Here is a 25,794-nt window from a genome sequence, read left to right on the forward strand (position 1 = left end):
GGGAGAATTCCTGTTAAGCTGGGCTTGAGTGGGGGTGATCACATGAATGAAGGCGACATCCAGCATTTCGATCCTTCTTGGGCGATTGTTATTAGCGAGGATTGTAGCCGTTGGAATCAGGAACAGCAGGCTTGGAAGACCCCAGATCAGTCCAAGATTGAAATCGAAGAGAAATGAAATCAGGCGCTCTACATCCATCAGTGGGGTGTAGATCGCGCGCCTCACAATGACGCTCGGCTCGCCAATAGTTACGAGGTTCCAAATACTCGGCAGCAATGCGATGGTCGAAATCGCCGCCAAGCCTGTAAGCTTGTAGAGCAGTTCGATGATGTCCGCTTTAGAGCTTCTGAAACCGGGCGTCTTCAACACCAAATCCAGAGCGTAGGGGATCACCAGCAGCGCTGACGTTGGATTTTGAAGGCTGCTGATCATTGCAAAAAGGGTTGCACCTCGATTGCGTCCGGAGGCAAAACAAAAGCAACTCATTAGAATGAAGGCGGCCGAAAATAATTCAGGGCTTGACCATTGGAGGTAAGCCTGCCCTGTCGAAAGCGCGAAGATACACCAGACGGAAATTCTGAGCGTCTTCGACGTGAGCGATTGCTTTGCAATGAAAATGGTCAGGGCAATGCAGATGATCGAGTTCGTGAGCTGGAAGCAGCGTAACGGGTTCGAACCCAGCGCTTCGAGAAGCTTTAACGCAGGAGCGCAGAGGGCCGGATAGAACCAGAAGTGCCAATGATATCCGCGTCCCGACTCGGACCAGGTTACCATGCCAAGGAAATTCGTTGATCCGAGACTTTCAAGGTAGGCTCTGGTCTCCGGAGAGAGATCTGGCCGACCCCGATGAGCGATGTCCATTGCCATGGCGAAATAGTTCCAGCCGTCGCCGGTGATCGCTGGAGGGGCGACCATTGCAAACGTCAGCAGGGCACCGCTTAGCACCAAGAGCAGAATTGGAGCTTCAGCCTGCCTCAGATATCGCGGCATAGCTGGGAGTCTGGTGGTCGTGAGCACCTGCACGGCGACGGTTCCTCTCTCGAGTTTGGCGATTCGCGGGGGTAGAAGACGCTGGTAGCGATGGGCAAGGTCGTCGGTAGGGAGCCGATCATCTAGCAAAGAAGCTCGAGAGCGGTGGCCTTTGCGCGGCGACGCTGGAAGTTCGGTTCGCACATTCCCCGTCGACTATGTAGGTCAGTGCCCTCAAAGTGTCGCGCCCGCAAATATTGCAGCAACCACGAGTCCTAGCATTAGGCTAGCTGGATCGCGAATGGCGAAGATGATCGGGTCGTCATGCATTTCCCCGCGATGGCTGAGTAGCCAGATACGCATGAGCCACAGCAGAATGGCGAGGACCATCCAGAACAGCAATTCGGGGTGGTGATAAGCGCCCATGGGCTGCATATCGAGCGCAACATACATTGAGAGGACGAGAGTTGCCGAGAGGCCAGTGCCGACGCCGAAGGCTAGCGTCAATGGCTCATCTGAGATTCGATAGCCGCGCCCTCGTATCAACTGACTCTCTTTCCTGGCGGTCGATCGTTCGCCGCAAGACGCCCATTTTTCGGCGGCTTTGACGATCTCGGAATTCCGCTTAACGAGCGAAAGCGAAAGAAAGAAGAAGAACGCAAACATCAGAAGCCATTGCGATGGAGAGACCGCAACAGCGGCGGCGCCAGCCAGAAGTCGAAGTGTATAGAGCCAGCCTAAAACGAACACATCGAGGAAGGCGATCGTCTTCAGCTTTAGAGCGTATGCCAGCGTCGAAACCAGGTATAATACAAACGTCAATGTCAGAAGCGGCGAGATGAATGTCGTCAAGTATATCGCGGTGGTGATCAAGGCTAGAGACGCAATAAGTGCGTGAAGGGCGCTGATTTTCCCCGATGCGATTGGACGAAAACGTTTGGTCGCGTGTGCCCGATCTGCGCTTATGTCGGCGAGATCATTTATGATGTAGGTTCCCGACGCGAGCATGCCCATCAGCACAAACGCCAGCAGTGCTAGTGCTAAGGATGCCTGGTCGAAGCTGTGGCTCAGCATCAGTGGAAGAAAGATCAAGAAGTTCTTCGTCCATTGATGAAGTCGTAAGCATCTCAGCCAGTCGATTGCCCCGACCGGCTCCTGAAAGAATTCTCTCTCGATCGAAGAGTGTTGCTGGGTCAGCTTCTTGCGCACATCGTCGCTTATTCCGACAGGTATCGCCGCCCGAGATCCCGTCCAGACCTGGAGATCAGAAGCGCTGTCTCCCGCATACGCAAAGCCTTCAGGAAATTGGTGCTGAAGGAGTGCGAGCTTGGCGGCTCCTTTCAAATTCATCGAACCGTTCGAGCCGAACGCGCGGCTAAACACGCCGTGTGAGGCGCGGACGGCGTCGGCGACGCGCTGGTCGGCCGCCGTGACGAGGCAAATTTCGCGGCCCTTCGTTAGTTGTTCTTGCAGAAAAAGTGCGAAGTCTTCACGGACAGGAAGATCGGCAAAATCGATCGGGTGTGCATCGAACAACGCTCGTTTGAATGCTGCTATGCCTTTTCTAAGCGTGAGCAGGGCAATCAAAGCTTTTACCGGCGACCGTACGAAGCAGCTGGCAAACATTTCGTGGAGGAGGTCGGACCGGATGAAAGTCCGATCGAGATCGACGGCCAGTGGGTAAGTTTGAATGCGATCGTGCATTATATGAATGTGCTCAAAGCTATGCGCGCTCGTGGCCTCGCAGTACGGCCTAGAGCAGATATCGACGGTTGCTCGTCACCCGGCCGGTAATATTGGCCTGTACGTCGTACCGAAAGCTCCAGTCGTGTGGCAGCAGCCGATCCGCGAGTCGTCGTGTTGGAGTGCAAAGTACAAGACAATGCGCTCCCGAAGTCAGGTATGAAAATCTAAATTACGCAGCAAGAATTTGCTTTGCGCCGACGCATTGTCTCGATCGCGCTAGCAGTGCTAGAAGACAATGTTGGCCTCTAAAATGGGTATCGATGCACCGTCCCCAACTTAGTAAGTTGATAGAGCACTACCGTGGTACGCGTTAGGCGATGATCAATTCTGTGGAGAAGGTAGTGTCGTTAGCTATGGATGCAGATAGCAGTGATTGCATGGTCGATCGTCTGGCGACGCCGTCGTGTCATCGGGCGCCAGTTTGAGCCGCGCGATCTAGGTGGGATGCCTATACCTTATCTCAATTCGCTTCGTTGAATTGTCGATGTTGCCAGCCCCATGCGCCGCATTGTGATACTGGCTGCCAAGATTATGATAAAGGGGGCGCTGCTATACTTCGCGCTACGTGAGACCAATTTCGCTGCGTTGAGCGGGAGGATCAATCTCGCTAGTGCTGGGTGGCTTTCCGTTTCGGTGGCGATCGCCGTTCTTCAGGTCGGCGTCAGCGCGGTGCGCTGGCATTTGATCAGTGGTGATTGCGGTGCCTCGCTCTCGGTGGGGCGGGCGATGCGATACAATATAATCGGATCGTTCTTCAACCAGACGCTACCGTCGTCGATGGGCGGCGACGCAGTCCGAATGTGGTTGCTGGCCGGCGACGGTGCCGGCTGGCGCTCGGCGACCTATTCGGTGTTCCTGGATCGCGCGATCGGCTTGATGGCGCTCGCGGTCTTCATCCTCGTTTCGTTGCCGTGGTCTCTCAATCTGATCGACAATGCCGAAGGACGTCTTGGTTTAGCGGTGCTCGATTTAGTGGCAGTGGTTGCGAGCCTCGTTTTCCTTCTTGTGCATAGGCGTCCGTTCGAATTCCTCACCCGAATCTGGGTGGTGCGACACCTCCGCGCGTGTTCGTTGATTGTGGGGCGCGTGTTGTTCAATCGACGGCGTGGCCCAGTGATCGCGGCTATCTCGGTGCTGATTCACGTACTAGCCGTTGTGATTGCCTGGTGCGCTGCTCGGGCGATCAACGCACCGGCGGACTTCGTTGAACTTTTATTGTTGATCCCGCCGGTGACACTCATCGCCGTCATTCCAATCTCTATTGCAGGTTGGGGCCTGCGCGAGGCCAGTATGGGGCTCGCGTTCTCTTTCGCTGGCTTGGGGGCCAGCGAAGGGGTGAACGTTTCGCTGCTGTTCGGGGCAGTATACTTCACGGTCGGGGTCGCGGGCGGCCTGGTATGGGCGTTGCAAGCGGATCGAGCGGCGAAAGTCCATGCTCCGGCCGGGGTGCCGGATTAGCGGTGAAAGCGGCTGGTCGGATACCCGATCGACGATTCGCTGGGTCGGCGATGCCGACCCAGCGTCGGAATAATCAGGACCGAGGGCGGCCTGGTCCCTGGAGGATCCTGCTCTGCTCGGTGGCCTCGATCACGGCCATGTCGAGCAGATATTCGAGCATGCCCATCCGCATTCCCTTGGCGAGCGTGATGGCCTGTTGCAGCAGCTCCAGCAATGCGGCCAGGTCCCGGATATCTTTGGTCACGGCAATCTCCCTTGTGTAACGGCGCTGCGGACTGGCAACGCAGAGCATTGTGAAGTGAGGCGGCCGGAGGCAGCGGTACAGATGCAACTTTTTTAGCGACGCCGCTCGCCAATCAGCCGAGCGATCGCCGTCGACTTGACACAGGGGAACGGGACGGCCCGCAGCTATCGCTGCGGTTTCGTCTTCGACGACCGCGGTGGATCATGTCGGCCCAGCAACGCGGACACGCCGATCCGCGCGAACATCACCGGGCCGTCATGGTCGGCGGCCTGTAGCAGCAACGTGCAGGGCCGTCTGCACCTTGTCATGTGTTTGCTCGGCCGTCGGTAATTTCTGGATATAGTCGGCCGCGTCGCGCGGCGTGCGCAACTCACCGCCCTCAGGCCGTGGGATCGGTGGATCGAAGCGGGAGTTCCACGCCATCAGGCCGGCCACAACGGCCGCTTGCAGCGGTCGCACAGGGGCGGCGGGGCGTCGAAGTCGACTTCGTCGAAGAAGTGCGGGTGCCTGCAGAAATAGCCGGGGCAATCCGTCAGCATCAGCCCGTAGCAGCGGCGGAAGGCGACCGAGCCATGCGGCTCGCGGTTGCGCCGGCGCAGTATGCCCTGGCTCCGCTGCTCCTTATGCAGGGCCTTGCGCATCCCGCCGCTGATCGGCGTGGGGGCGTCCCGCAGATCCCGCTCGAGCGAGAGCCGGGCATCCGCCTGCACGTGGCTCAGATAGGCGATCGGCCCGCGCCGGATGGCGATCCGGCCGCGCTTGCGGAGCGAGCCGTCCGGCGAAACGCGCAGCGGTGTCGTCCTAGCGGACGCCGTCTGTGCCTCAGCCGGGCCGTTCTCGTTTTCAAACCTTGGCCCGCGGCCTTGCATGCCGCCAATTGAAGCGCTGGGAGCCAGCCGGCGCAAGCGCGAACGCTTCGAGAACAAAATCCACGGATTTTCCACGCGCTGGCCTGCGCGGTTCTACGATCGTTCTGCACGATAGCGGCATCGAACAGCCGTAGAAGCCCAGCAAAATCGGCATTTATGGACTCATCAAAAGGTTGCGGCCAGCCTTGGGGGAGGCTGGCCGCGCACGATCCGATCTGGGACGGGGAGGGGTGGGGATTTGACCGGATCGTGTTTTCGATAAAGCTCCTGTTCGTCGATCTCTTGCTGTTGTCGCCTCAGCGCTGCTGAGCGCTGGCGGTGGCGACGGCCGGGCGATTGTCGCCGAGGGCGACCCATTCATTGGCGTCGGTCTGCGACTGCCGCTTGACGAAGCGGTAGCCGGTCTCGGTCCAGGCGACGACCTCCTCGTTCTGGTTATCGAGGATGAATTCGCCCTTGTCGGTCTTCACCGTCAGCACCGCGTGACCTTCGTTCTTCTTGTCGCGCACCACGGTGATCAGCAGAGCTTCGCGCGGCCAGCCGGCGTCGATCAGCATCTTGCGCTTCAGCAGCACGTAGTCTTCGCAATCGCCGTATCCGTCGTTCGGCAGCGACCACTTTTCGACCACCCCCCAGTGGTCCATGTCGGTCAGCGGCTTGACGTTGTCGTTGACCCAGCGGTTCACCTTCAACAGGTCCTGCCACGCGGTCTGCGTCAGCACGATGTCGCGCGCCTGAGTGCGGCCGCCGCGGCATTCGATCGGATTATCAGCGCAGAATTCGACCCAGCCGATCGGCGCGCGCGTAGTATCACCGATGCTGGCGTAGCGAACCTTCTCGGCCGCCTGCGCCGTCGCGGTCATCGCGACCACGGTGGTGGCGATGAGTAGTCCCGTCCGCAATCCCCTGCTACCAAACATTGTGGCCCCCGTTTTCTTGTTGGGACCATGTTTTGCACAGACGATTTGCAGGGCCGCTAAATCAAATCAGTAAAGTCGACGCGAATACTCGTAAAATCTGGCGCGTCTTCGATTTATACTTGAATCGAATTTGCATAAAATTTGATGCAATTCGATTTGATTCAAATGCGATCGATCGAGCCGCAAGTGATTGCGATCTCGTCGCTAATCGGTTCGCCATGCGGGTGCGTTAACCGTCCCCGGCCGCGCAGTGTGCGCGCCGACGGGCCGCGCAAGGCGCGACGGGACGTCGTTCAGGAGGCGGAAACAGCGGCCGGGAGGGCCGCCGGCGTTCACCGCGCAGTAACGCTATCTTCGAGCGTTTCTTCGAGCTGCTCGTGGACGAACTCGAGCGCGAAGCCGTCGTCGAGGTGGCGGACGACGCGCGACTGCACCAAGCCGAGGAACACCTCGGAGCCGACCGGCGGCCGCTGCTCGGCCGCGATCGCCGCGCCGGAGCGCGACATGTCGATGATCCGGCAGCTCATCCGCGTGCCGTCCTCGAGGACCAGCACCGCGATCGGGTTGCGCGGCACGATGCGGTCGTGACGGCGGTCTTCCGGCAGATTGAGAATGTCGCGGTTGGCGAGCCAGGTAAGCTGGGCGGCCAGCTTGTCGCGTTTGCGCGGGGTCGCGCCCACCGTCATCGCAAAGCCGTTGTCGATGATGCGGGTGATCTTGCCTTCGACGCGGCCGATATGATCGAGGTAGGCGACGACGCGGTCGCCGACATTGCCGATGCCGGGCGCCAGCATCGCCAACCCGCCCGGGGACATGTTGATCACCTGGCAGGGGAATTCGCGGCGGTCGGGCAGCATGTAGCGGCCCAGCAGATGCACCTTCACCCGCTGGAATCGTCGGCGTTCGGCCGTTGCCGGCTGGATGGTCTGTTTGTGCAACAACACGGAAATTCCGCTGCTCGGCCGGGCATTCGCTATCCTGCAACCGTAGGATGCTCAGAGTTAACGCCTCGTTAGCAGTCGGTGATCCGGGGTGGTGCTTCCATCACATCTCTCAGCCGCTGAGCGAGTTCCGCCTTGCGATAGGGCTTGGTGAGGATCGGCATGTCGCCGCGGCCGCGGCTGCGGCCCGCGATGGTGTCGAGCGCATAGCCCGACGTCAGCAGCACGCGCAGCTCCTGGCGCCGCGACAGCGCGGTTTCGGCAAGTTCCCAGCCGTTGATGCCGCCCGGCATCACCACGTCGGTGAACAGGATGTCGATATGGGTGTCGCCGTCCAGGATCTGCAGCGCCTCGGCGCCGTCGGTCGCGGCGATCACCGTGTAGCCGAGGCTGCGGAGGCACATCACCGCATAGGAGCGCACGAACGGGTCGTCCTCGACGATCAGCAGCACTTCGCCGCGCGACGCCAGATGCTCGATCACGTCGGAGGTCTGCGCCCGGGCGGGGCGCCCGTTGGCCGCCGCCGGCAAATACAGCCGCACGGTGGTGCCGAGACCGGGCTCGCTGTAGATGGAGACGTGACCGTTCGACTGCTTGACGAAGCCGTACACCATGCTGAGGCCGAGGCCGGAGCCCTTGCCGACTTCCTTGGTGGTGTAGAACGGCTCGAACACATGATCGAGCACGTCCTTCGGCATGCCGGAGCCGTTATCGGTCACTGCGACCAGCACGTAGTCGCCAGGGCGGACGTCCTTGTTGGCGAGCTGATAGGATGCGTCGAGCGAGACGTTGGCCGTCGTGATGCTGAGGCGGCCGCCGCCCAGCATGGCGTCCTGCGCGTTGAGCGCGAGGTTGAGGATCGCGGACTCGAGCTGGGTGCGGTCCGCATAGGCGGTGCGGAGGCCGGCGTCGAATTCCGTATCGATCGCGATGTCCTCGCGCATCGTCCGCCGCAGCAGCTTGTGCATCGACTCCAGCAGTTCGTTGCAGTCGATCTCGACCGGCTTCAGCGTCTGGCGCCGGCTGAAGGCGAGCAGGCGCTGCGTGAGCTCGGCCCCGCGCTGGCCGGCGTCGCCGATATCGCGGGCGAGGCTGCGCAGGTCCTGCCGCGCCTTGAGCTGGTCGGAGAGAAACTCGGCATTGCCGACGATCACCGTCAGCAGGTTGTTGAAGTCGTGCGCGATGCCGCCGGAGAGCTGGCCGACGATCTCCATCTTCTGCGCCTGAACCAGTTGCTCCTCCGTGTGCTTGCGCTCGGTGAGATCGTGGATCACCGCGACGAACACCGACTCGCCTTCCTGCACGGTCTCGCCGATCGAAAGGTCCATCGGGAAGGTGCGGCCGTCGCGGCGCAGGCCGGTCATTTCGCGAACGCTGCCGATGCGCTCCTCGGCATCGGCGGTCCGGCCGGAGCGGAAGAACGACTGCACCAGTTCCGTGCTGTCGGCCGGCATCAGCATCGAGATGTGGCGGCCGATGACCTCGTCGGCGGCGTAGCCGAACAGCCGGTGGCAGGCGAGGTTGAAGGTTTTGATCAGGCCGTGTCGATCGGTCAGGATGACGCCGTCCACGACGGTTTCGATCAGCGTGGCGATGCGCGCGTCGGCCTCGCGGATCACCTGCTCGGCGCGGCGTTGCTCGGTGATGTCGCTGGTGACCTTGGCGTAGCCGGTTAGCTTGCCGCGGGCATCTCGGAGCGGCTCGATCGCAACATGCGCCCAGAACAGGCTGCCGTCCTTGCGCAGTCGCCAACCCGTGGTTTCGAACCGGCCGCGGTCGCGCGCAAGATCAAGATTGCTTTCCGGTTCCCGATCGGCCCGGGCGTCCGGCGGATAGAATATGCCGAAGTGCCGACCGAGGATTTCGGCGGCGGTGTACTGCTTGATCCGCTGCGCGCCGCGGTTCCAGCTCACCACGCAACCGTCGATGTCGAGCATATAGATCGCGTAGTCGCTGACACCTTCGACCAGCCGTTGGTAGTTCGTCGAACCGGCGTTGCTATCGGCGCGCAGCAGTTCGGTCTCATCGAGTTCGCGAACGGTCGCCACGATGAAAGCCGCATCGCCGATCGCGACGGTCGCGGTCGAGAGCGCGATCGTCAGCGCGGTTCCGTCTTCGCGACGTGCCAGCGCGGGCGAGGGCTTGGCCGACGGCCGGTGCTGCCAGTCCGGCAGCAAGGTCGCAATGTCCTCGCCCAGCGCGTCGCGGGCCGGCCAGCCGAGCAGCGCTTCAGCGGTGCGATTGAACAGCACGATGCGGTGCTGCGGATCAACCAGCAGAATGCCCTCCGGCGCTGCCTGAAATACGGCCCGCAACAGCGATGCGTCGGCGTGCTCGACCATCATTGCGATCGGCCGCTGAGCCACAGCGGGGCATCGTCCTGGGCGTGCCGCGCGCAGGCAGCGCGAGCTGCATTCACGCCCGTCGGTCGTAACAACGGTATCATCGTTCCCCCCGCATGCGCGGCAGCCAAGCATTTGCCGCACAAGAATCGTCATCCCCGTGCAACCTTTCGACAGGTCTGATGGCTTGTCTGCCCGGTACCCGGAATAATCGGGATACTCATCCACCGCAGATGTCAGCCGCGGGATTGCTCCTGATATCGGGAGTTAGTTTGTAGTTCGTCGCGCACGAGTTAGCTGAGTTGCAGAGACGTCGATGTGAAACCGGAGAATGTTTTTCTTCTCCGCCAATGGATGGGCGCTCGCATCGGACGTGTGATGGCTGCGTGGGTCGCGGGCAGGCGAATACGTTTGGAAGGAGAAGATCGACAGGTGCGTTTCGTCATCGTGCCGACCGACGCCGCGAGGCATGCGGAGGGCGAGGGCGGGTGTGGCGGGATGTCGCGACCGGCGAGGCGATCGATGAATTTGTGCGGTGCCCACCGATGATAGGACGCTGCGGGCGGTAGTCTCAAAGCTGACGCTCGACCTGAACAAGCGCGCCAAATATCTGAGGTCGTAAGCTAATTTCCTGTGCCGCAGTTAAAGCGAGGCACTCACCGCAAATGGTTCGGCTCTCCGCATTATGTGGCAGCGCAATCGTCTGCATCGCCTGCAAGGGCAGGCTCGAGGCCGCTTTTTCCAAAGCTTGAGCAAGATCAATCCTCCCCAAGCGTGGTGCGATATTGCACACTCTGGTCAGGAGAATCCCGATGGCAACCTTCAGCAACAGCCTTGCCGCTCTGCGTCCCCGCCACGACGTGCCGGTCGACGCCGACGAGGAACTGCGCGTGCTCACCGCTCTGCTCGGCTGCATCATGGTCGCCGAGGATGCCGGCGGTCAGTCGGATCATCGCAGCTCCATTCACCATTTGTCGCCGCCCGTTCGAACCGAAGGCCTCGCCAAGGCGGTCTAAGCACTTCACTGTGAGTAGTTGTACGAACTGGACTTTGTCATCCACGGCAGGATTAGTAACTGGGGTCGCAGCGTCCTCATGAGAGCGCGCGGCTGTTGGAAACGTTCCTGCCGGAGCGCGTGACAGCGCCGCATCCGGCGATCGCCGGGTAGGTTCCATGGTGACCAGTCGCCAATCGCCGAACGATTTGCTGGCCGCGCTGCCGTCGTCGGACTTCGATCTGCTGCGCCCGCATCTGCGGACGATCGAGATGGATTTCGGCCAGGTGCTGGTCGAAGCCGGCGAGCCGGTGAAGTACGTGATCTTCCCTCACAATGGCATCGTGTCGACGATGGAACGGCTGCGCCGCGGTGAAACCATCGAAGCCGGCGTGATCGGACGCGACAGCGTCGTGGGGAGTGGCGCCGCGCTCTACGACATGCCGTCGCCGTCGGCGGCGATCGTGCGCTTTCCCGGTACCGCCTCGGCGATCGAGGCGGGTCACTTTCGCACGCTGGCGGAACTCAGTTCCGCCCTGCGCAGCGCGGTTTCGCGCGATCTCTGGCTACGCTCGGTCAAGGCCGAGCAGACCGCCGCCTGCAACGCAGCGCATTCGGCCGAGCAGCGGCTGTGCCGCCGGCTGCTGCAATCCCGCGCCATGAGCGGCAGCGACGCGATGCTGCTGAGCCAGGATCTCATGGCGCAGATGCTCGGCGTCAAGCGCAACACAATCTCGCTGATCGCCCACGCTTTGCAGCAGAAGAGCGTGATCCGCTACAGCCGCGGCCGGATGGCGATCATCGATGTCGACGCCTTGAGCCGGCGCGCCTGCGAGTGCCATTTGTCCGATGGTTCGGTGAGGGCGCCGATGTCGCTGCGGGCCACGGCCGTTCCGCTCTCGCGGACAGTTCCGGATTTCAGCGTGGCTCAGCGCAGCCCTTCATAGATCATCAGCCCGCGCGCGACTTCCCATTTGCGCAGCACGCGCGGCCGCAGCCGCCGCGACGGGCGACCGAGCGTCCGCCACGCCGCCAGGCGCAACTCGCCGAGGTCGCCGTCGATCCGCGGTCCGACCAGCGCGAGCGATCCGGTCATGCTCAGCGGCGTATGGAGCCGCGGCGCGAACGGCAGCAGCAGCAGTTCCAGATGGGCCGTCGTTCCGCCTCGCAGGCTGCAGGTCAGCCCGGCCACAAGGGGGAGGGATTCTTCAGCCACCACGCCGAGGAGATCCTGGCATTCGGCGCGGCTGTCGACGGCAAACAGGCTCGGCAGGCTTTCGCCCTTGATGTCGCGGCCAAACAGGGCGCACAGCCGGGTTCCCGCCACCCGGAACGGGTAGCCGGCCGCGGCGTCGCAAGACAGCACGAAAATGTCGCCGAGCAGTTCGCGGACCGCGCTCGGTTCGATATCGCCGCGCTCGGGCGCCGGCGCGGTGCCGCGCTGGGCGTCCCAATACGCGAAGAACGCACGACTCGACGGATGCTTCATACTTCTTCCTGGCCCGCGTCGAACGCGCAGCGGAACAGATCTGTCCCGTATCCGCGCAGCGCCGGCCCCTCGATTGTTGTGCAGGAGGGGCAGTGCAGCGTCCATGCCGGAAGCCCGGTACGATCACGTTAACCCCTGTTTTGTGGGGTTAAGGTTAAATTAACTACGTTTGTTAACGTGCCTGACTTCTACTTATTTCAAAGCTCAGCGAGCGCTCTGTGGATCAGCGCGAGCCGACATTATGGCGTTAAGGATAAATTAACGCTGCGCTTTCCGGCGGCGATGGTGGGCCGTATGGTCGACTCGTTCTTCGGCGCGGATGAGCTCCAGGCATCCGGGCAGACGGGCAGGGTGGCTGAAAAACAAAAGGCGCCGCGCGGACGAACCGCAGCGGTGGCACGCAGGATCAAAGGGGAGCGCTTTCTCAGGGCGCTCCCCTTTGTCGTTCGGGCCCTGCCGCGGTCCCCCGATTGCATTTCACTTGGCCGGGAAATGCTCTAAGGGATCGCTTTGTCCCTTCCGGACCGCTCCGCGGACCGGGCCGTTCGCAGGTCGACCCCGTTGGATTCTCAGCCCGCCCAGCAGCCGCTGCCGCCGCCACCGGAGGCGCCGCGCGAGCCGATCCTGAACCTGCCGGGCGCGCTGACTGCTTATGTGCTGTTGCTCGCCGTCATCCATCTGCGCGTGCTGCTGCCGCCGGACATCGAATACTGGACTATCGAGGTGTTCGGCTTCATCCCGAGGCGCTACGACGCGACGCTGCTGGCCGCGCCGTTCCCCGGCGGCACCGGCGCCAAGGTCTGGACCTTCGTCACCTACTCGCTGCTGCATGCCAATATGAGCCACATCATTTTCAACGTGCTGTGGCTGCTGCCGTTCGGTAGCGCGGTGGCCCGGCGGTTCGGCGCGGCGAGGTTCTTCCTGTTCATGGCGGTGACTGCGATCGGCGGTGCGCTCGCTCATCTCGTCACCCACGAGCACGAGATCGCGCCGATGATCGGCGCCTCGGCCTCTGTATCGGGCGCCATGGCGGCGGCGATCCGCTTCGCCTTTGCGCGCGGCGGCTTCCTGTCGCTGCGCCGCGGCGACGCGGATGCGGCCGCACGGGTGCCGGCGCAGCCGCTGCTACGCGCGCTGCGCGATCCGCGGGTGCTGGCGTTCCTCGGCATCTGGTTCGGTATCAATATCATCTTCGGCATGGGCTCGATCGCGGTCGGCAACGAGGGCGCCAGCGTCGCCTGGCAGGCGCATATCGGCGGTTTCTTCGCCGGCCTGCTGCTGTTCTCGCTGTTCGATCCGGTGCCACGCCGATCAGCGACGCCGACCGATTCCAACTAATCAGTCGCCTTCCTAGCTACGTATTGCGCTGCGGCGCCGCTGTTGCAGTGCCCGCAGGGCAACGCGGATTTGCCGCATTTCGGCCTATCCTAATGAACGAGTTCGGGCGCGCCGCGGGAACTATCCAGGTGCTTCGCGCGATGAATCCCGAACCAACGCACGCTGCGGTCAACTGCAGCGGCTGATCAGGGAGGCGACAATGACGGTGCAGGCTATTCTCGAATCGAAGGGTCGCTACATCTACAGCGTCGAGCCGGACGAGCGGCTGTCCGCGGCGGTGAAGACGCTGGCGGAGCGCCGCGTCGGCGCCGTGCTGGTGATGCGTGGGACCCGGCTCGACGGCATTTTGTCGGAGCGCGACGTGGTGAAGGTGCTGGCCGATCGCGGTCCGGCGGCGCTCGATGCTCCCGTGCATACGGTGATGACCCGCGACGTCGTCAGCTGCAGCCAGACCGACACCGTCAGCAGCATCATGGAAGTGATGACGCTGTCGAAGTTCCGGCATCTGCCGGTGCTCGACGGCAGCGAGCGCGTGGTCGGCCTGATCTCGATCGGCGACATCGTGAAATGGCGGCTCAGCGAATACGAGCACGAGCAGCGCGCGCTACACGACTACATCAAGTCGGCGTGACGTCACCGGCCCTCAGGCTCAGCGCCCCGCGCCCTCGATGAACAGCGTCCAAGCCTTGTCGAAATAGGCGGTCTGGGCACGCGGCGACGCGTAGGTCGTCCCGCCTAGCATGGCGTCGATCATCGGCCCCATGGCGATGCTGCTCAGCAGTTGAGCCGCGAGAAATCGCGCGTCGCCACGGGCCAGTGCGCCGGCCTTCTGCGCGTCCGTGATCAGAGACAGCAGCCGGTCCATGATCGGGTCGTCGGTGCGGCTCGCCACGGCCTGACCGACGACGATCGCCTCGCTGAAAGCGATGCGCTTGAAGGCGATCAGCGTCGGATCGAGATTGGCGGTGAGCAGCCAGCGCGCCGCCGCGCGCAGTTGCGAGAGCGCGTCGCCGGTCTGCGTCGCCATCGTGGTCTGGAAATGCGCCACCGTCTGCGTGCGCGCATGCTCGACGACGCCTTCGAACAACGCCAGCTTCGACGGGAAGCGCCGATAGACGGTGTCCTTGCCGACGCCGCATGCCGCCACGACCTGCTCGACCGACGTCGCCGCATAGCCCTGCTGCGCAAACAGCCGTGACGCCGTCTCGATGATGTGAAGCGATTTCGCTTCCACATCGCTTTTGCGCGGGCGTCCGCCTTTGGAAGTGGTCGTCAGAGTTGGCATGCGGGTCCTTGATCGTCGGCTGCGACGAAGCAGGTGTTTCGAGCAATTCCAATCCCAGATTTGCGATCGCTTGGCAATCGATCTGGACAGGACGGTCCCGTCCCGTTTATTTCCCCGCCGCCGCTGAAGGCGAGGTATCGGGGGATATCGATGGGACGTGAGAACAAGATCGTCGTCGGACTGGGCGTCGCCGTTGCGCTGTCGCTGAGTAACAGCACCGACGCCGCTGCGCAAAGTGGGGGCGAAGCGGTGGCGCTGCCGCCGGTCACCGTGCAGTCCGCCGAGCGCCGCGCTGCCCGACGCGCAGCGGCCCGCCCGGCGGCTCCGCGTGTGCTGCCCGCCCGCACGCAGCCGCGTCCGCAAGACACGCCCGCTGCGCGGCCCGTCAGTGCCTCGAACACGGCGGATCGCTACGTCGCCCGCACTACCGGCACCGCCACCAAGACCGACACGCCGGTTCTCGAGACGCCGCAGTCGATCTCGACCATCACGCGCCGGCAGATGGACGACCAAAACGTCCAGACCGTCGCCAATGCGCTGCGCTACACCGCGGGCGTCTTGTCCGACGCCGACACCAACTCGCGCTTCGATAGCGTGTTCATCCGCGGCTTCGGGGCGTTCGGCACCGCGACCAACTACGTCAGTTTCCTCGACGGCTTGAAGCTGCCGCGCGGCCAGGCCTTCGCCAACACCGCGATCGATCCGTTCCTGCTCGACCGCGTCGAGGTGCTGAAGGGACCATCGGCGGTGCTGTACGGACAGACCAGCCCCGGCGGTCTCGTCAACCAGATCAGCCGGATGCCGAGTGCGGTGCCCTACAACGAGGTGCGTGTCGAGGGCGGCACTTACGGCCGTCTGCAGTCCGGCCTCACCAGCCAGGGCGCGCTCGATAAAGAGGGGCACTGGCTGTACAGCCTCACGGCGATCGGCCACACCTCGGGCACCCGTTATGACAATGTCGACGAGCAGCGTATTGCCGTCGCGCCGGCGTTGACCTGGGCGCCCGACATGGACACGCGCTTCACGATCCAGAGCTATTATCAGAAGGATCCGAAGGGCGGCTATTTCAACTCGCTGTATCCGACCTCGCTGGCGCCGCCGCAATACCGGCCTTATCTCAACTCGCGCCTCAACGTCGGCGATCCGGGCTTCGATTCTTTCGAGCGGGAGCAATACGGCGTCGGCTATCAGTTCGACAAACGTCTCAACGAGGTCGTCAGCGTCAAGTCGAGCCTGCGCTACTCGCATGTCGACGTGGATTTCAAATCGCTGCAGATGAGCGCGCCGCTCACTGCGACCGGGACCATCCCGCGCTGGGCGCTGCGCTCGATCGAGGATGTCGGCGGCCTGTCCACCGACAATCGCATCCAGTTCGATCTGGCCACCGGCGCGCTGCAGCACAAGATCATCACCGGCGTCGACTATCAGAATACGCGCAGCAACTGGGTCTACCAGCTCGGCGCCGCTCCCTCGCTCGATGTCGTCAATCCGGTTTACGATCAGTCGATCGGATCGCTCGCGTCGCTGATCGACAGCGGCCAGCAATTGTCGCAGACGGGGCTCTATGCGCAGGATCAGATCAGCCTCGGCGGCTGGCGGGCGACGCTCGGCATCCGCCACGATTGGGCCGAGCAGGCGACGGACAATCGTCTTGCCGGATCGCGGTCCACCCAGGCGGACGACAAGACCACTTATCGGGCCGGCCTGCTGTATCTGTTCGACAACGGCATTGCGCCGTATGTGAGCTATTCGACGTCGTTCGAGCCGGTGACCGGCGTCGGCTCGGATGGCCGGGCGTTCATCCCGACCACGGCCGAGCAATATGAGGGCGGCATCAAGTATCAGCCGAACTTCCTGCCGATCCTGCTGACGGCCTCGGTGTTCGACATCCGCCAGGAGAACGTGCTGACGCCGTCGTCGGTGCCCGGCTTCAACGTGCAGCAGGGCGAAGTCCGCTCGAAGGGCGTCGAATTCGAAGCTCGTGGCAACGTGACTGACAACCTCCAACTGGTCGGCGCGTTGACCTTCCTCGACACCCGCGTGTCCAGATCCACGACGGCGTCGATTATCGGCAACCGGCCACAGGCCGTCCCTGACTTCTTCGGTTCGGTCTGGGCGAACTACACGTTCCAGACCGGCCCTGTCACGGGTCTGACGTTCGGCGGCGGCATTCGCCACGTCGGCGCGAGCTATGGCGACGACGCCAACACCTTACGCACGCCGGCCTATACGGTGGTGGATGCGGCGCTGAAATACGAGCTCGCCAATCTGGCGCCGAGCCTGAAGGGCACGACGCTGACGCTCAACGTCAACAACCTGTTCGACAAGGAATACTATTCGAGCTGCTCGTCGGGGTTCTATTGTCAGTTCGGCAATCGCCGCACGGTCCTGGCGGGGATCCGGTATCGATGGTGAGGGATCATCACCACAAGGCGCGCCGCCGATGACGCGGCGCGCCGTCCGAGCCTGGGTGTGGGTTCACCGCTGGAGCAGCTTGGTCTGCACTTTGTTCGCGCTGCTCTTGTGCCTGACCGGTCTGCCGCTGATCTTCAAGGACGAACTCGGTCCCGATCTGAAGTTGGCCGCAACCGCGGCGGCGCCGGGCAGCGCATCGGTCGATGCCATGATGGCGCATGCGTTGGCTGCGCGTCCGGGCGAGGTGGTGCCGTATCTGTTCTACGATCGCGATCATCCGATCCTGAAGGTGCCGACCGCGGCGTCGATGACGGCCGACCCGGCCACGTTTCACTATCAGGTGTTCGATACCCGCACCGGACAGCAGATCGAGATCCCGCAGCCCAACGAGGGCTTCCTGTATGTGATGACGCGGCTGCATCTCGACCTGTTCGGCGGCGTTCCCGGCACGCTGTTTCTCGGCGCGATGGGATTGCTGCTGGTGATCGCGATCGTGTCAGGCGTGGTGCTGTATGGTCCGTTCACGCGCCGTCTCGACTTCGGTGTGGTGCGGACGGGCGGCAGCTGCCGCCGAAGCTGGCTCGACCTGCACAATCTGCTCGGCATCGCGACGCTGGCCTGGTTCGGCGTGGTCAGCCTGACCGGCGTTATCAACACCTTGGCGGCACCGATCGAACTCGCCTGGCAAGCTAATCAGCTCGTCGAGATGGCGTCGCAGGCCAAGCCGATCGCCGGGCAGGGGCGGCAGGCCGCGATCGACGACGTGCTGCGCGAGGTCCGCACTGAAGTGCCGGGCATGAATGTGATGACGGTGGCGTTTCCCGGCACGCCCTTCGCCACGTCGTCGCACATTGCGATCTTTCTCACCGGCAACACGCCGATTACCAGCCGCATCCTCAAGCCGGCGCTGGCCGATGCGGCGACCGGGAATGTCGTGTCGGTGCGCGACATGCCCTGGTACGCGACCGCGCTGTTCATGTCGCAGCCGCTGCACTTCGGCGATTACGGCGGGCTGCCGTTGAAGATCATCTGGGCGCTGCTCGATGTCGTGACCATCGTGGTGCTGATCAGCGGCCTCTATCTGTGGTGGGCGAAGCGGCCGCGCCGCGAGGCTCCGTCCGAAACGGAAGGCCTCGCAACATGAGCGTTTCCCGACCGCAATGGCGGTGGCCGATCGCGTTGGCGATTGCGACGGTGTTCGGACTCCTCGCAGCGCTGATCGGCGAGGGCGGGGTGTGGTGGGCGCTGTGCTGGATCGCGCTGGCGTCGCCCCTGGCGACGATCGCCTGGTGCGTGGCGCGGCGCGCCGCGGCGCCTGATGGCTGCGCCGGCTAGCTCAAGTCTCGACCGGAACTTCGGTCTTCGGTTTCTGCGGCGCCGCTTCCTCGATCGCCTCGCGGATCGAGTCGATGGCGCGCTCCGCAGCGCGGGCGCCGTGCGCGATCATCTCGTCGGCGCGGTGGAAGTCGAACCAGCCGATCCGGCCGACCCGCGGCGAGATCAGCATGTCGGGCGGATCGCCGGCGAGGCGGGCGCGGGTGATGCGGTCCTGCATGATGTTGAAAGCGTCGACCATCACCTTGGAGATGCCGGGGCGGCTGTCGCTGCCGAACAGCTCCTGCTTGACGAAGCGCTCCGGCGAAAAGAACCGGCCGAAACCGCGCTTCGGCGCGGGCTCCGGCAACGGCTCGATCTCTTCCTCGACCGAACCGTGGGAGAAGATCGTGGTGCCGTGGCCGAACACGTCACTCGACACGTTGGCGGCGATCACGATCTCGGCGCCGAGCGCGCGGGCGGCCGAGACCGGCACCGGATTGACCAGCGCGCCGTCGACCAGCCAGCGGTCGCCGATCAACACCGGCGAGAAGATGCCGGGCAGCGCGTAGGACGCCCGCACCGCATCGACGATCCGGCCGTGGGTCAGCCAGATCTCGTGGCCGGTTCGCACTTCGGTCGCGACGCTGGCGAATTTCTGCTTGAGATCCTGGATCATGATCTGGCCGAGTGTGGCCTCGAGCTGCGCGGCGAGCTTGCTGCCGCCGATCAGGCCCGAGCCGTTCAGCCGGATGTCGAGATAGCCGAGGATGTTGCGCGGCTGCAGCCCGCGCGCCCATTCCTCCAGCGTGTCGAGGTGACCCGCCACATAAGCGCCGCCGACCACCGCGCCGATCGAGGTGCCGACCACCACGTCCGGGGCGATTCCAGCCGCCAGCAGCGTGCGCAGGATACCGATATGGGCGAAACCACGCGCCGCGCCGCCGCCGAGCGCCAGCCCGATCACCGGCCGGCGGATGGTGTCGAGCCCGACCTTGCCCGGGGCGGGCGGGGTGCTCTGCCCGCGACCGATCAGATTTTCCAGCACGGCTGTCTCCTCGAATCCGCGACGCATTCCCCGCAAGGCGGCCGGCACGGTGTAAACCAGTCGAAATCAAAGCGCGATCGATTGATCTTTGCCAGATCTCTTCGCACCGCATGATGAATGCCCGGCGAGGGCCGGACTAGGGGGAAATCGTGACATTCCGGCGAAAATGACCCCGTTACCGTTTCGGCTGTGCGTAGCGTCGCGGTCCTCCGTCCGAGGCTTGAATTTGCCGCGTTTTCAGTGAAAACCATCAGCCATGATTTGCAGGGGTAAAACTGGCCGGGCGGGGCCACGGGGATGGCTGCGGCTCGCCTGCGTGTCCGCCTGTCTGGCCGCCCTGTCGGTGCAGCCGGCGTCGGCGCAATTCTTCAGCGACCGCCCGCCGCCGATTCCTCCCGCATCCGTGCCCGAGCCGCCAGCCGGCGGCGCGATCAGTCTGGCACCGTCCTCCGGCCCTGCCGCCGTTCCGACCTTGCCGGCGCCGCTGACCCAGCCGCCGGTCGCCGCGGTCACGCCGCCGGCGACGTCGCCGCTGCCGGCGCCCGTCGCACCGACGCAGGGCGTGCTGGCACTGACCGCGCGCTACGGCAAGGACCTGCCGACCATCAACAGCGGCCTGGTCTGGCGGGTGTATTCGGACCGTCCGGACGAGACCGGGGTGGTCAAGCTGGTCCGCGAGGATCACGGCGCGACTCCGAACATTGTTCTGCCGCCCGGCAACTACGTCGTGCACGTCGCCCATGGCCTCGTCAGCGCGGTGCGCCCGGTGTCGCTGAAGGCCGATACCGACCGCGAGGCGTTCATCCTGCCGGCCGGCGGGCTGCGGATCGAAGGCCGAGTCGGCGGCACGCGGATTCCGCAGAACCAGATTTCGTTCTCGATCTACAAGGGCAGTCAGTTCGAGAACAATCAGCGCGCGCCACTGGTGCCGAACGCCGCCGCCGGGGACGTCGTGCTGGTGCCCGAGGGCACGTACTACATCGTCTCGAACTATGGCGACGCCAACTCGGTGGTGCGCTCCGACATCCGCGTCACCGCCGGCAAGCTGACCGACGTGACGGTCACGCATCGTGCGGCGGTGATCACGCTGAAGCTGGTCTCGGAGAAGGGCGGAGAGGCGCTCGCCAACACCGCCTGGTCGGTGCTCACGCCGGGCGGCGACGTCGTCAAGGAATCGATCGGCGCATTCCCGCGCGTGATCCTGTCCGAAGGCGAGTACCGCGCCATCGCCAAGAACGAAGGCAAGATGTTCGAGCGCGGCTTCAACGTCGTCAACGGCGTCGACGGCGAGATCGAAGTTCTGGCGCGTTGAGCCGCGCCGCCGTCGGCCGTCATTCGAGCTTGCCCGAGCGCCTCCCGGATCGGCCCGTTAGAACATCGCTTCGCGAAGGATGCAGATCCACAGCCCGCCGTCACTGGCGGACTGGGCGCGCACCTGCAGCTCCCGTTCGGGATCGGAGAAGTCGCCAACGTGGCCGATCTCGATATCGACGGTGCCATGCCGCTGAGCCTGTTCGATACGGCCCCTGAACTCCGCAGTGCCCATGCAGGGCGCGACGCTGGTGAAGAAGTCGAGGCCCAGCGCGGGCCGCGATCCATAGCCGGAGAGCCGCGCCTCGGTGGCGTTGAAATGTGTCACGCGACCGGAGCTGTCGAGCTTGATGATGCCGAACGGTGCGGCATCGCGCTGCGCGTCGGATAGTTGCTCGAGCTGATGCCCCAGGTCGGGAGCGTTGAAATCAATCAATGTCATGGAAATGACCCTCGCCGGAAAATGCGCCATCGGCAAACGATATGATGGCGAAAAGGTGGGTGACGTTGTCCTGCGCCTCGGAGAGCGGCAGGATCAGTCGTTCGAAGATGAGTGACGGCTGCGCGCCGAGCCTGATGCGCGCGTAGTCGAAATGCGCGATGCCGCGCGCAGCGCGGTGATACGCTGCGGCCATCAGGTTCATCAGTTCGCCCGCGGCGTCTGAGACTGTTTGGCCGTCTGGCACACGGCCGAGCCGCTCGGATAACGATGGCCCGGCGAAGACGATGCGGAATGTCGGGGCAACCTGGCCCGGTTCGACCATGACGAGACAGCTGGTGTGTAGCAGCTCCGCGGCGGCCTGCCGGATCCAGGTGGGAGTCGGCAGACGTCCCTGTTCGTTGCACCAGCCGCGCCAGGTATCGAACGCGCTGCGCACCGTGTCGCTGCGAATCTTGTCGCGCACGCGCGCCGACAGCCGCAGCGTCTCCGCAGTCGTGACCGACGCCGGCATCCGGCCCAGTTTCTCCAGGATCGCGCGGGCGAACACCGGCTCCGAGATCGGCTTGCGAAAGACCAACTCGTCTTGCGGAATCGCGATCGGCGCTGCACCGGTGGTGAAGATCAGCGGCAGCGACGGCCATCGTTCGCGCAGCTCGCTGGCCAGCGTCGGCCCCAGACCGCGATCGACCTGCAGATCGATGCAGGCGAGGTCGATGCGGTCGACGCCGCTTAGTAACGCGGTGGCGAGGCCGGTCTCCGCGGCTTCGATCACCTGGTAGCCGAGATGCCTGAGCAGGGCGGCCAGATGCGCGCGGACCATCTCGTCGCCTTCCAGCAACAGGATAGCCGCGTTGCCATGCGCGGACGGATCGACGGTCTTCAGCGACATGACCCGGCGCCCGTCAGTGCCGGTGCGCGGCAGATAGAGGTCGATCGTGGTGCCGATCCCGACTTCGCTGGCGATCATCACGCGCCCGCCGCATTGCGCGGCAAGTTCGAACGCTGACGAGAGGCCGAGCCCTGTTCCCTTCTCGGGATCCTTGGTGGTGAAGTAGGCTTCGCCTGCGCGCGCCAGCACGTTGGGCGGCATGCCGACGCCCGTATCGCGAAGCGAGAAGTGCACGTAATCGCCGGGCGCCAGCGCAGGAGGCCGTTCCACCGCGTAGCAGTTCTTCACCGCCAGCGTCAGGGTTCCGCTCTCCGCCATCGCGTCGCGCGCATTGGCGGCGAGGTTGAGGATGACCGCCTGCAGCCGGGCCTCGCTGATCAGCACCGGCCAGCAATTCGGATCGATCTCCATGCGCAATTCTATGCCGCCGGGCAGCATGTGGCGCACCAGGTCGCTGGTGTTCCGTATGAACTCGGCCGCCGCGACGACGTGGGGTTCCGTGTCCTCGATGCGCGACAGATTCAGCAACTGGCGAACCAGCCGCTTGCCGCGGCGTAGCGCCAGCTCGAGATGTTGCGCGGTCTCGTTGTGCGCGGAGCGACGGCCGTCGTGCAGCAGCGTATCGACCGCGCCGCTCAGCACCAGAAGCACGTTGTTCATATCGTGCACGATGTTGCCGACGAAGTGCCCGAGCAGGCGCAGCTTTTCGGTGTGAACCGTACGCGCCGTCGCGGCGGCGATCCGCTTCGATTGCTGAGCGAGCTGCCCCAGCAGCACGGCGAGCGCCGCTTCCTTGTCGGCCAGACGCTTTTCGAGGTCGCTCTCGGCCTGCTTGCGCGCCGTGATATCGACGCTGCGCACCACGATAGCGGCCGGCGTGTCGCCATCGGCAGGGACGGGCGCGACCAGAACGTCGAACCACAGCGCGCTGCCCGTCAGCGAGACGCAGGGCGCAGAGAAACGCGTGGGAAGGTCGTCGCGCGCACGGGCCACCGCGCGCTGCGCGAGCGCGTCGGGCGACCACAGATCGCTCCAGCGGCGGCCGATCACCTCGGCTTCGCTCGCCGCCATCACGCGGCACCAGGTTGCATTGGCGTGCTGGATGAGGCCGTCGTGGTCGAGCGTGACAACGCCGTCGTCGCTCGCGTGCCAAAGCGCTAAAGCAAGTGCGGCCGACATCAGGCGGCTTTCGTTCCTGTGCTACCGACCTGGGCCGGGCCCGTTTTCACGGATGATGGGAGATAGCATCGGTATCATGACTTGGGCGAACGGAAGATTGGTCTAAAAGTCTATCGATCTTCCGATGCCAGCTCTGCCGGGGCAGTGCAAGGCGGGTCTGTGATAGCTGTCACAATCGCTAACGCGGACTAACCATGCGATGACATAAATCCATCATAATCAAGCGTTTCGCGCCGGGTTACCGTGGCGTTTACATCGTCTTAATCAGGAATACGTCGACTGGAACCTGATCGATTGGGCGCGGGGACGCGACAGGTGACGGCCAGACACAGTCGGGAGACGCTGACCACTCAGCTCTCTGCCGATCTCGCAATTTTGCAGCGGAAATGGTACGCGGCGGTCCAGCCCGGACAGTCGCTGCCGAGCTATGAGGAGGTGATGCTCGGCAGTCTCGGCCGGCTCGCCGACCAGATGGCGCTGCTACAGCTCACCGGCGGCACGCCCGGCGTCTCGCGCACCGGACGCTACGTGCAGCAATGGCTGGGCGACGATCGCTGGGACATTCCGCTCGACGCGCTGGCGCCGGATTGCGCCACGGCGCTGGTGCAGACCGCGATGAGCGCGCTGCAGAACCAGCGGCCCTACCTCGGCACGGCGCACGTCGTGCGCGACGGCATCGTGCAGAAATACGTGTTGCTGGCGCTGCCGACCTCGTCGCGTTGGGGCAACACGCTGATCGGCGTCTATATCAACGAAGACGGCTTCCGCTACAATCTGCTCGACGCGAACTTCTCGTCGACCGACGACGGCATCGTCTCGCTCTCCGCGATCCGCGGCCCGGACGAGCGGCCGTTCGATTTCCAGATTGTGCATCTCAACGACGGCGCCTCCGACCTGCTGGGCGAGTCGCCATCGGCGCTGCAATGGAGCCGGCTGTCGGCCGGCAAGCATCTGCTGTGCGAGCCCGGCGTCGTGGCGCGGCTGTTGGCGCTGGTCGATAATGGCGGCCAGGACACCATCCAGATCGACACCGACGATCGCAATCTCAGCCTCGGCGCTAACGGTTTCGGCGATATCGTGTCGCTGACGATCTCCGACATCACCTCGCTGAAGAAGCGCGAGGAGTCGTTCCGCCTGCTGTTCGACGGCAATCCGATGCCGATGTGGGTGTTCGATTCCGCCACCACCGAGTTTCTCAGCGTCAATGACGCGGCCGTGCAGCATTACGGCTACGATCGCGAGACGTTCCTGCGCATGACGCTGCGCGAGATCTGGCCGCGCGAGGAATGGGCCGCGCACAGCCACGCGCTGCTCAAGATCGGGGACAGCTATCAGTCCGAGGGCAACTGGCGTCACATCAAGGCCGACGGCACCGCCATCGAGGTGCTGACCTTCGGTCGTCGCGTCGTGTTCGATGGCCGTGATGGTTTCCTCGTCGCCGTGGTGGACATCACCGAGCGCCGCAAGGCCGAGGCGAAGATCGCCCACATGGCGCATCACGACGGCCTCACCAATCTGCCCAATCGCGCGCTGTATCAGGAGCGGCTGCAGCAGGCGCTGGACCTGGCGCGCGACGGCACCGCGCGTGTCGCGGTGATGTGTCTGGACCTCGACCTGTTCAAGAACGTCAACGACTCCTTCGGTCATCCGATGGGGGATCGGCTGTTGCGCTGCGTGGCCGAGCGGCTGCGTAGTGCGGTTGGCGGTGGCGATCTGGTGGCGCGTCTCGGCGGCGACGAATTCGCGCTGGTGCTCAGTCAGTTCGCATCGCCGAACGAGGCCAGCGATTTCGCCGGGCGGCTGATCGAGATCGTCAGCGCGCCCTACGATATGGACGGACTCGAGGTGGTGATCGGCGCCTCGATCGGCATCGCGATGGCGCCCGGCGACGGCGACGATTGCGAGGCGCTGCTGCGCAACGCCGACATGGCGTTGTATCGCGCCAAGGCGTCGGGGGGAGGCTGTCATCATTTCTTCGAGAAGGAGATGGACCGCCAGGCGCAGATCCGCCGCGACATGGAGATCGATCTGCGCCACGCCTTTGCGCATGGCGAGTTCGATCTGCACTATCAGCCGCTGATCGATCTTGCCGAGGACCGGATCGGCGGTTTCGAGTCGCTGCTGCGCTGGCGCCATCCCGAACGAGGCATGATCTCGCCGGCGGATTTCATCCCGGTGGCGGAAGATATCGGCCTGATCGTCGGGCTCGGCGAGTGGGTGCTGCGCCAGGCCTGCATGGAAGCGGCGCGCTGGCCAGACGACGTCAAGGTCGCGGTCAATCTCTCGCCGGTGCAATTCCGCAGCCGCAATCTCGTGCAGGTGGTGATTTCGGCGCTGGCGCAGTCGGGGCTGTCGCCGCGCCGGCTCGAACTGGAGATCACCGAGTCGCTGTTCCTCGCCGACAGCGAAGCCAATCTCGCCACGCTGCATCAGCTCCGCAGCCTTGGGGTGCGGATCTCGATGGACGATTTCGGCACCGGTTATTCCTCGCTGAGCTATCTGCGCAGCTTCCCGTTCGACAAGATCAAGATCGACCGGTCCTTCGTGAAGGATCTGGTCGAGCGGCCGGACTGCATGGCGATCGTGCGTGCGATCTCGGGT

The 25,794-nt window shown here is 63.9% G+C and carries 23 protein-coding genes; 11 read left to right on the plus strand and 12 right to left on the minus strand.

What is annotated here, in order from left to right; all coding sequences use genetic code 11:
• Both ACOJTD_RS25970 and ACOJTD_RS25975 read right to left on the minus strand, forming a co-directional pair.
• A partial coding sequence (locus ACOJTD_RS25970) for a hypothetical protein (protein ID WP_420135727.1) occupies positions 1-1,023 on the minus strand: 1,023 nt, incomplete at its 3' end.
• Between the two features lie 180 nt (positions 1,024-1,203).
• A complete protein-coding gene (locus ACOJTD_RS25975) occupies positions 1,204-2,673 on the minus strand; it encodes a UbiA family prenyltransferase (protein ID WP_420135728.1) in 1,470 nt (489 codons plus the stop codon).
• 540 nt (positions 2,674-3,213) lie between these two features.
• On the opposite strand from ACOJTD_RS25975, the gene ACOJTD_RS25980 reads away from it, so the two are divergent.
• A complete protein-coding gene (locus ACOJTD_RS25980; protein ID WP_420135729.1) occupies positions 3,214-4,173 on the plus strand; it encodes a lysylphosphatidylglycerol synthase transmembrane domain-containing protein in 960 nt (319 codons plus the stop codon).
• Between the two features lie 73 nt (positions 4,174-4,246).
• On the opposite strand, the gene ACOJTD_RS25985 is transcribed toward ACOJTD_RS25980, so the two are convergent.
• The 5 genes from ACOJTD_RS25985 to ACOJTD_RS26005 form a co-directional block, all read right to left on the minus strand.
• Complete coding sequence (locus ACOJTD_RS25985; protein ID WP_420135749.1) at positions 4,247-4,417, minus strand: hypothetical protein; 171 nt, start codon at positions 4,415-4,417, stop codon at positions 4,247-4,249.
• 422 nt (positions 4,418-4,839) lie between these two features.
• Positions 4,840-5,361, minus strand: coding sequence for a hypothetical protein (locus tag ACOJTD_RS25990; protein WP_420135730.1), 522 nt, complete (start codon positions 5,359-5,361; stop codon positions 4,840-4,842).
• Positions 5,362-5,582: 221 nt separating this feature from the next.
• Complete coding sequence (locus ACOJTD_RS25995; protein WP_420135731.1) at positions 5,583-6,206, minus strand: transglutaminase-like cysteine peptidase; 624 nt, start codon at positions 6,204-6,206, stop codon at positions 5,583-5,585.
• A gap of 332 nt (positions 6,207-6,538) precedes the next feature.
• A complete protein-coding gene (locus tag ACOJTD_RS26000) occupies positions 6,539-7,150 on the minus strand; it encodes a PilZ domain-containing protein (protein WP_420135732.1) in 612 nt (203 codons plus the stop codon).
• Between the two features lie 68 nt (positions 7,151-7,218).
• Positions 7,219-9,513: a PAS domain S-box protein gene (locus ACOJTD_RS26005; RefSeq protein ID WP_420135733.1), complete on the minus strand. Its 2,295-nt coding sequence runs from the start codon at positions 9,511-9,513 to the stop codon at positions 7,219-7,221.
• A 788-nt stretch (positions 9,514-10,301) separates the two neighbouring features.
• Here ACOJTD_RS26005 and ACOJTD_RS26010 point away from each other — a divergent pair.
• A complete protein-coding gene (locus ACOJTD_RS26010) occupies positions 10,302-10,505 on the plus strand; it encodes a hypothetical protein (RefSeq protein ID WP_420135734.1) in 204 nt (67 codons plus the stop codon).
• A gap of 157 nt (positions 10,506-10,662) precedes the next feature.
• Positions 10,663-11,430, plus strand: a complete 768-nt coding sequence (locus ACOJTD_RS26015) for a Crp/Fnr family transcriptional regulator (RefSeq protein WP_420135735.1) — start codon at positions 10,663-10,665, stop codon at positions 11,428-11,430.
• On the opposite strand, the gene ACOJTD_RS26020 is transcribed toward ACOJTD_RS26015, so the two are convergent.
• A complete protein-coding gene (locus ACOJTD_RS26020) occupies positions 11,412-11,972 on the minus strand; it encodes a PAS domain-containing protein (protein ID WP_420135736.1) in 561 nt (186 codons plus the stop codon). The two genes, ACOJTD_RS26015 and ACOJTD_RS26020, sit on opposite strands and share 19 nt — an antisense overlap.
• Positions 11,973-12,149: 177 nt before the next feature.
• On the opposite strand from ACOJTD_RS26020, the gene ACOJTD_RS26025 reads away from it, so the two are divergent.
• From ACOJTD_RS26025 to ACOJTD_RS26035, 3 genes are all read left to right on the plus strand, one after another.
• Positions 12,150-12,473 carry a hypothetical protein gene (locus ACOJTD_RS26025; protein ID WP_420135737.1) on the plus strand — a complete coding sequence of 108 codons (324 nt, stop codon included), beginning with the start codon at positions 12,150-12,152 and terminating at the stop codon, positions 12,471-12,473.
• 60 nt (positions 12,474-12,533) lie between these two features.
• Positions 12,534-13,310 carry a rhomboid family intramembrane serine protease gene (locus ACOJTD_RS26030; RefSeq protein ID WP_420135738.1) on the plus strand — a complete coding sequence of 259 codons (777 nt, stop codon included), beginning with the start codon at positions 12,534-12,536 and terminating at the stop codon, positions 13,308-13,310.
• Between the two features lie 199 nt (positions 13,311-13,509).
• Positions 13,510-13,941 (plus strand): CBS domain-containing protein, encoded by a 432-nt coding sequence (locus ACOJTD_RS26035; protein ID WP_420135739.1) that lies wholly within the window; start codon positions 13,510-13,512, stop codon positions 13,939-13,941.
• An 18-nt stretch (positions 13,942-13,959) separates the two neighbouring features.
• On the opposite strand, the gene ACOJTD_RS26040 is transcribed toward ACOJTD_RS26035, so the two are convergent.
• Positions 13,960-14,595 (minus strand): TetR/AcrR family transcriptional regulator, encoded by a 636-nt coding sequence (locus ACOJTD_RS26040; RefSeq protein WP_420135740.1) that lies wholly within the window; start codon positions 14,593-14,595, stop codon positions 13,960-13,962.
• 150 nt (positions 14,596-14,745) lie between these two features.
• Here ACOJTD_RS26040 and ACOJTD_RS26045 point away from each other — a divergent pair, with 150 nt between their 5' ends.
• Genes ACOJTD_RS26045 through ACOJTD_RS26055 form a run of 3 tightly spaced genes read left to right on the plus strand, consistent with a single transcriptional unit; the run spans position 14,746 to position 18,345 of the window.
• Positions 14,746-17,010 (plus strand): TonB-dependent siderophore receptor, encoded by a 2,265-nt coding sequence (locus tag ACOJTD_RS26045; RefSeq protein WP_420135741.1) that lies wholly within the window; start codon positions 14,746-14,748, stop codon positions 17,008-17,010.
• A gap of 28 nt (positions 17,011-17,038) precedes the next feature.
• On the plus strand, positions 17,039-18,154 hold the full coding sequence (locus tag ACOJTD_RS26050; RefSeq protein WP_420135742.1) for a PepSY-associated TM helix domain-containing protein: 1,116 nt from the start codon (positions 17,039-17,041) through the stop codon (positions 18,152-18,154).
• Positions 18,151-18,345, plus strand: a complete 195-nt coding sequence (locus ACOJTD_RS26055) for a hypothetical protein (RefSeq protein ID WP_420135743.1) — start codon at positions 18,151-18,153, stop codon at positions 18,343-18,345. The genes ACOJTD_RS26050 and ACOJTD_RS26055 overlap by 4 nt, the downstream gene beginning before the upstream one ends.
• Position 18,346: 1 nt before the next feature.
• Here ACOJTD_RS26055 and ACOJTD_RS26060 read toward each other — a convergent pair whose 3' ends face one another.
• A complete protein-coding gene (locus ACOJTD_RS26060) occupies positions 18,347-19,372 on the minus strand; it encodes a patatin-like phospholipase family protein (RefSeq protein ID WP_420135744.1) in 1,026 nt (341 codons plus the stop codon).
• Positions 19,373-19,628: 256 nt separating this feature from the next.
• On the opposite strand from ACOJTD_RS26060, the gene ACOJTD_RS26065 reads away from it, so the two are divergent.
• Positions 19,629-20,684, plus strand: coding sequence for a hypothetical protein (locus tag ACOJTD_RS26065; RefSeq protein ID WP_420135745.1), 1,056 nt, complete (start codon positions 19,629-19,631; stop codon positions 20,682-20,684).
• Between the two features lie 57 nt (positions 20,685-20,741).
• On the opposite strand, the gene ACOJTD_RS26070 is transcribed toward ACOJTD_RS26065, so the two are convergent.
• Positions 20,742-21,125, minus strand: coding sequence for a PAS domain-containing protein (locus ACOJTD_RS26070; protein ID WP_420135746.1), 384 nt, complete (start codon positions 21,123-21,125; stop codon positions 20,742-20,744).
• On the minus strand, positions 21,112-23,193 hold the full coding sequence (locus ACOJTD_RS26075) for an ATP-binding protein (protein ID WP_420135747.1): 2,082 nt from the start codon (positions 23,191-23,193) through the stop codon (positions 21,112-21,114). The genes ACOJTD_RS26070 and ACOJTD_RS26075 overlap by 14 nt, the downstream gene beginning before the upstream one ends.
• 315 nt (positions 23,194-23,508) lie before the next feature.
• Between ACOJTD_RS26075 and ACOJTD_RS26080 the strand changes: the two genes are divergently transcribed.
• A partial coding sequence (locus ACOJTD_RS26080; RefSeq protein ID WP_420135748.1) for a putative bifunctional diguanylate cyclase/phosphodiesterase occupies positions 23,509-25,794 on the plus strand: 2,286 nt, incomplete at its 3' end.

Source organism: Rhodopseudomonas sp. (assembly GCF_048594845.1).
GTDB lineage: Bacteria > Pseudomonadota > Alphaproteobacteria > Rhizobiales > Xanthobacteraceae > Rhodopseudomonas.

Coding starts and splice junctions, on each gene's coding strand:
- ACOJTD_RS25975 (WP_420135728.1), bottom strand. CDS start 2,673: ATGCACGATCGCATTCAAACTTACCCACTGGCCGTCGATCTCGATCGG.
- ACOJTD_RS25980 (WP_420135729.1), top strand. CDS start 3,214: ATGCGCCGCATTGTGATACTGGCTGCCAAGATTATGATAAAGGGGGCG.
- ACOJTD_RS25995 (WP_420135731.1), bottom strand. CDS start 6,206: ATGTTTGGTAGCAGGGGATTGCGGACGGGACTACTCATCGCCACCACC.
- ACOJTD_RS26010 (WP_420135734.1), top strand. CDS start 10,302: ATGGCAACCTTCAGCAACAGCCTTGCCGCTCTGCGTCCCCGCCACGAC.
- ACOJTD_RS26015 (WP_420135735.1), top strand. CDS start 10,663: ATGGTGACCAGTCGCCAATCGCCGAACGATTTGCTGGCCGCGCTGCCG.
- ACOJTD_RS26020 (WP_420135736.1), bottom strand. CDS start 11,972: ATGAAGCATCCGTCGAGTCGTGCGTTCTTCGCGTATTGGGACGCCCAG.
- ACOJTD_RS26035 (WP_420135739.1), top strand. CDS start 13,510: ATGACGGTGCAGGCTATTCTCGAATCGAAGGGTCGCTACATCTACAGC.
- ACOJTD_RS26040 (WP_420135740.1), bottom strand. CDS start 14,595: ATGCCAACTCTGACGACCACTTCCAAAGGCGGACGCCCGCGCAAAAGC.
- ACOJTD_RS26045 (WP_420135741.1), top strand. CDS start 14,746: ATGGGACGTGAGAACAAGATCGTCGTCGGACTGGGCGTCGCCGTTGCG.
- ACOJTD_RS26050 (WP_420135742.1), top strand. CDS start 17,039: ATGACGCGGCGCGCCGTCCGAGCCTGGGTGTGGGTTCACCGCTGGAGC.
- ACOJTD_RS26055 (WP_420135743.1), top strand. CDS start 18,151: ATGAGCGTTTCCCGACCGCAATGGCGGTGGCCGATCGCGTTGGCGATT.
- ACOJTD_RS26065 (WP_420135745.1), top strand. CDS start 19,629: ATGATTTGCAGGGGTAAAACTGGCCGGGCGGGGCCACGGGGATGGCTG.
- ACOJTD_RS26070 (WP_420135746.1), bottom strand. CDS start 21,125: ATGACATTGATTGATTTCAACGCTCCCGACCTGGGGCATCAGCTCGAG.
- ACOJTD_RS26075 (WP_420135747.1), bottom strand. CDS start 23,193: ATGTCGGCCGCACTTGCTTTAGCGCTTTGGCACGCGAGCGACGACGGC.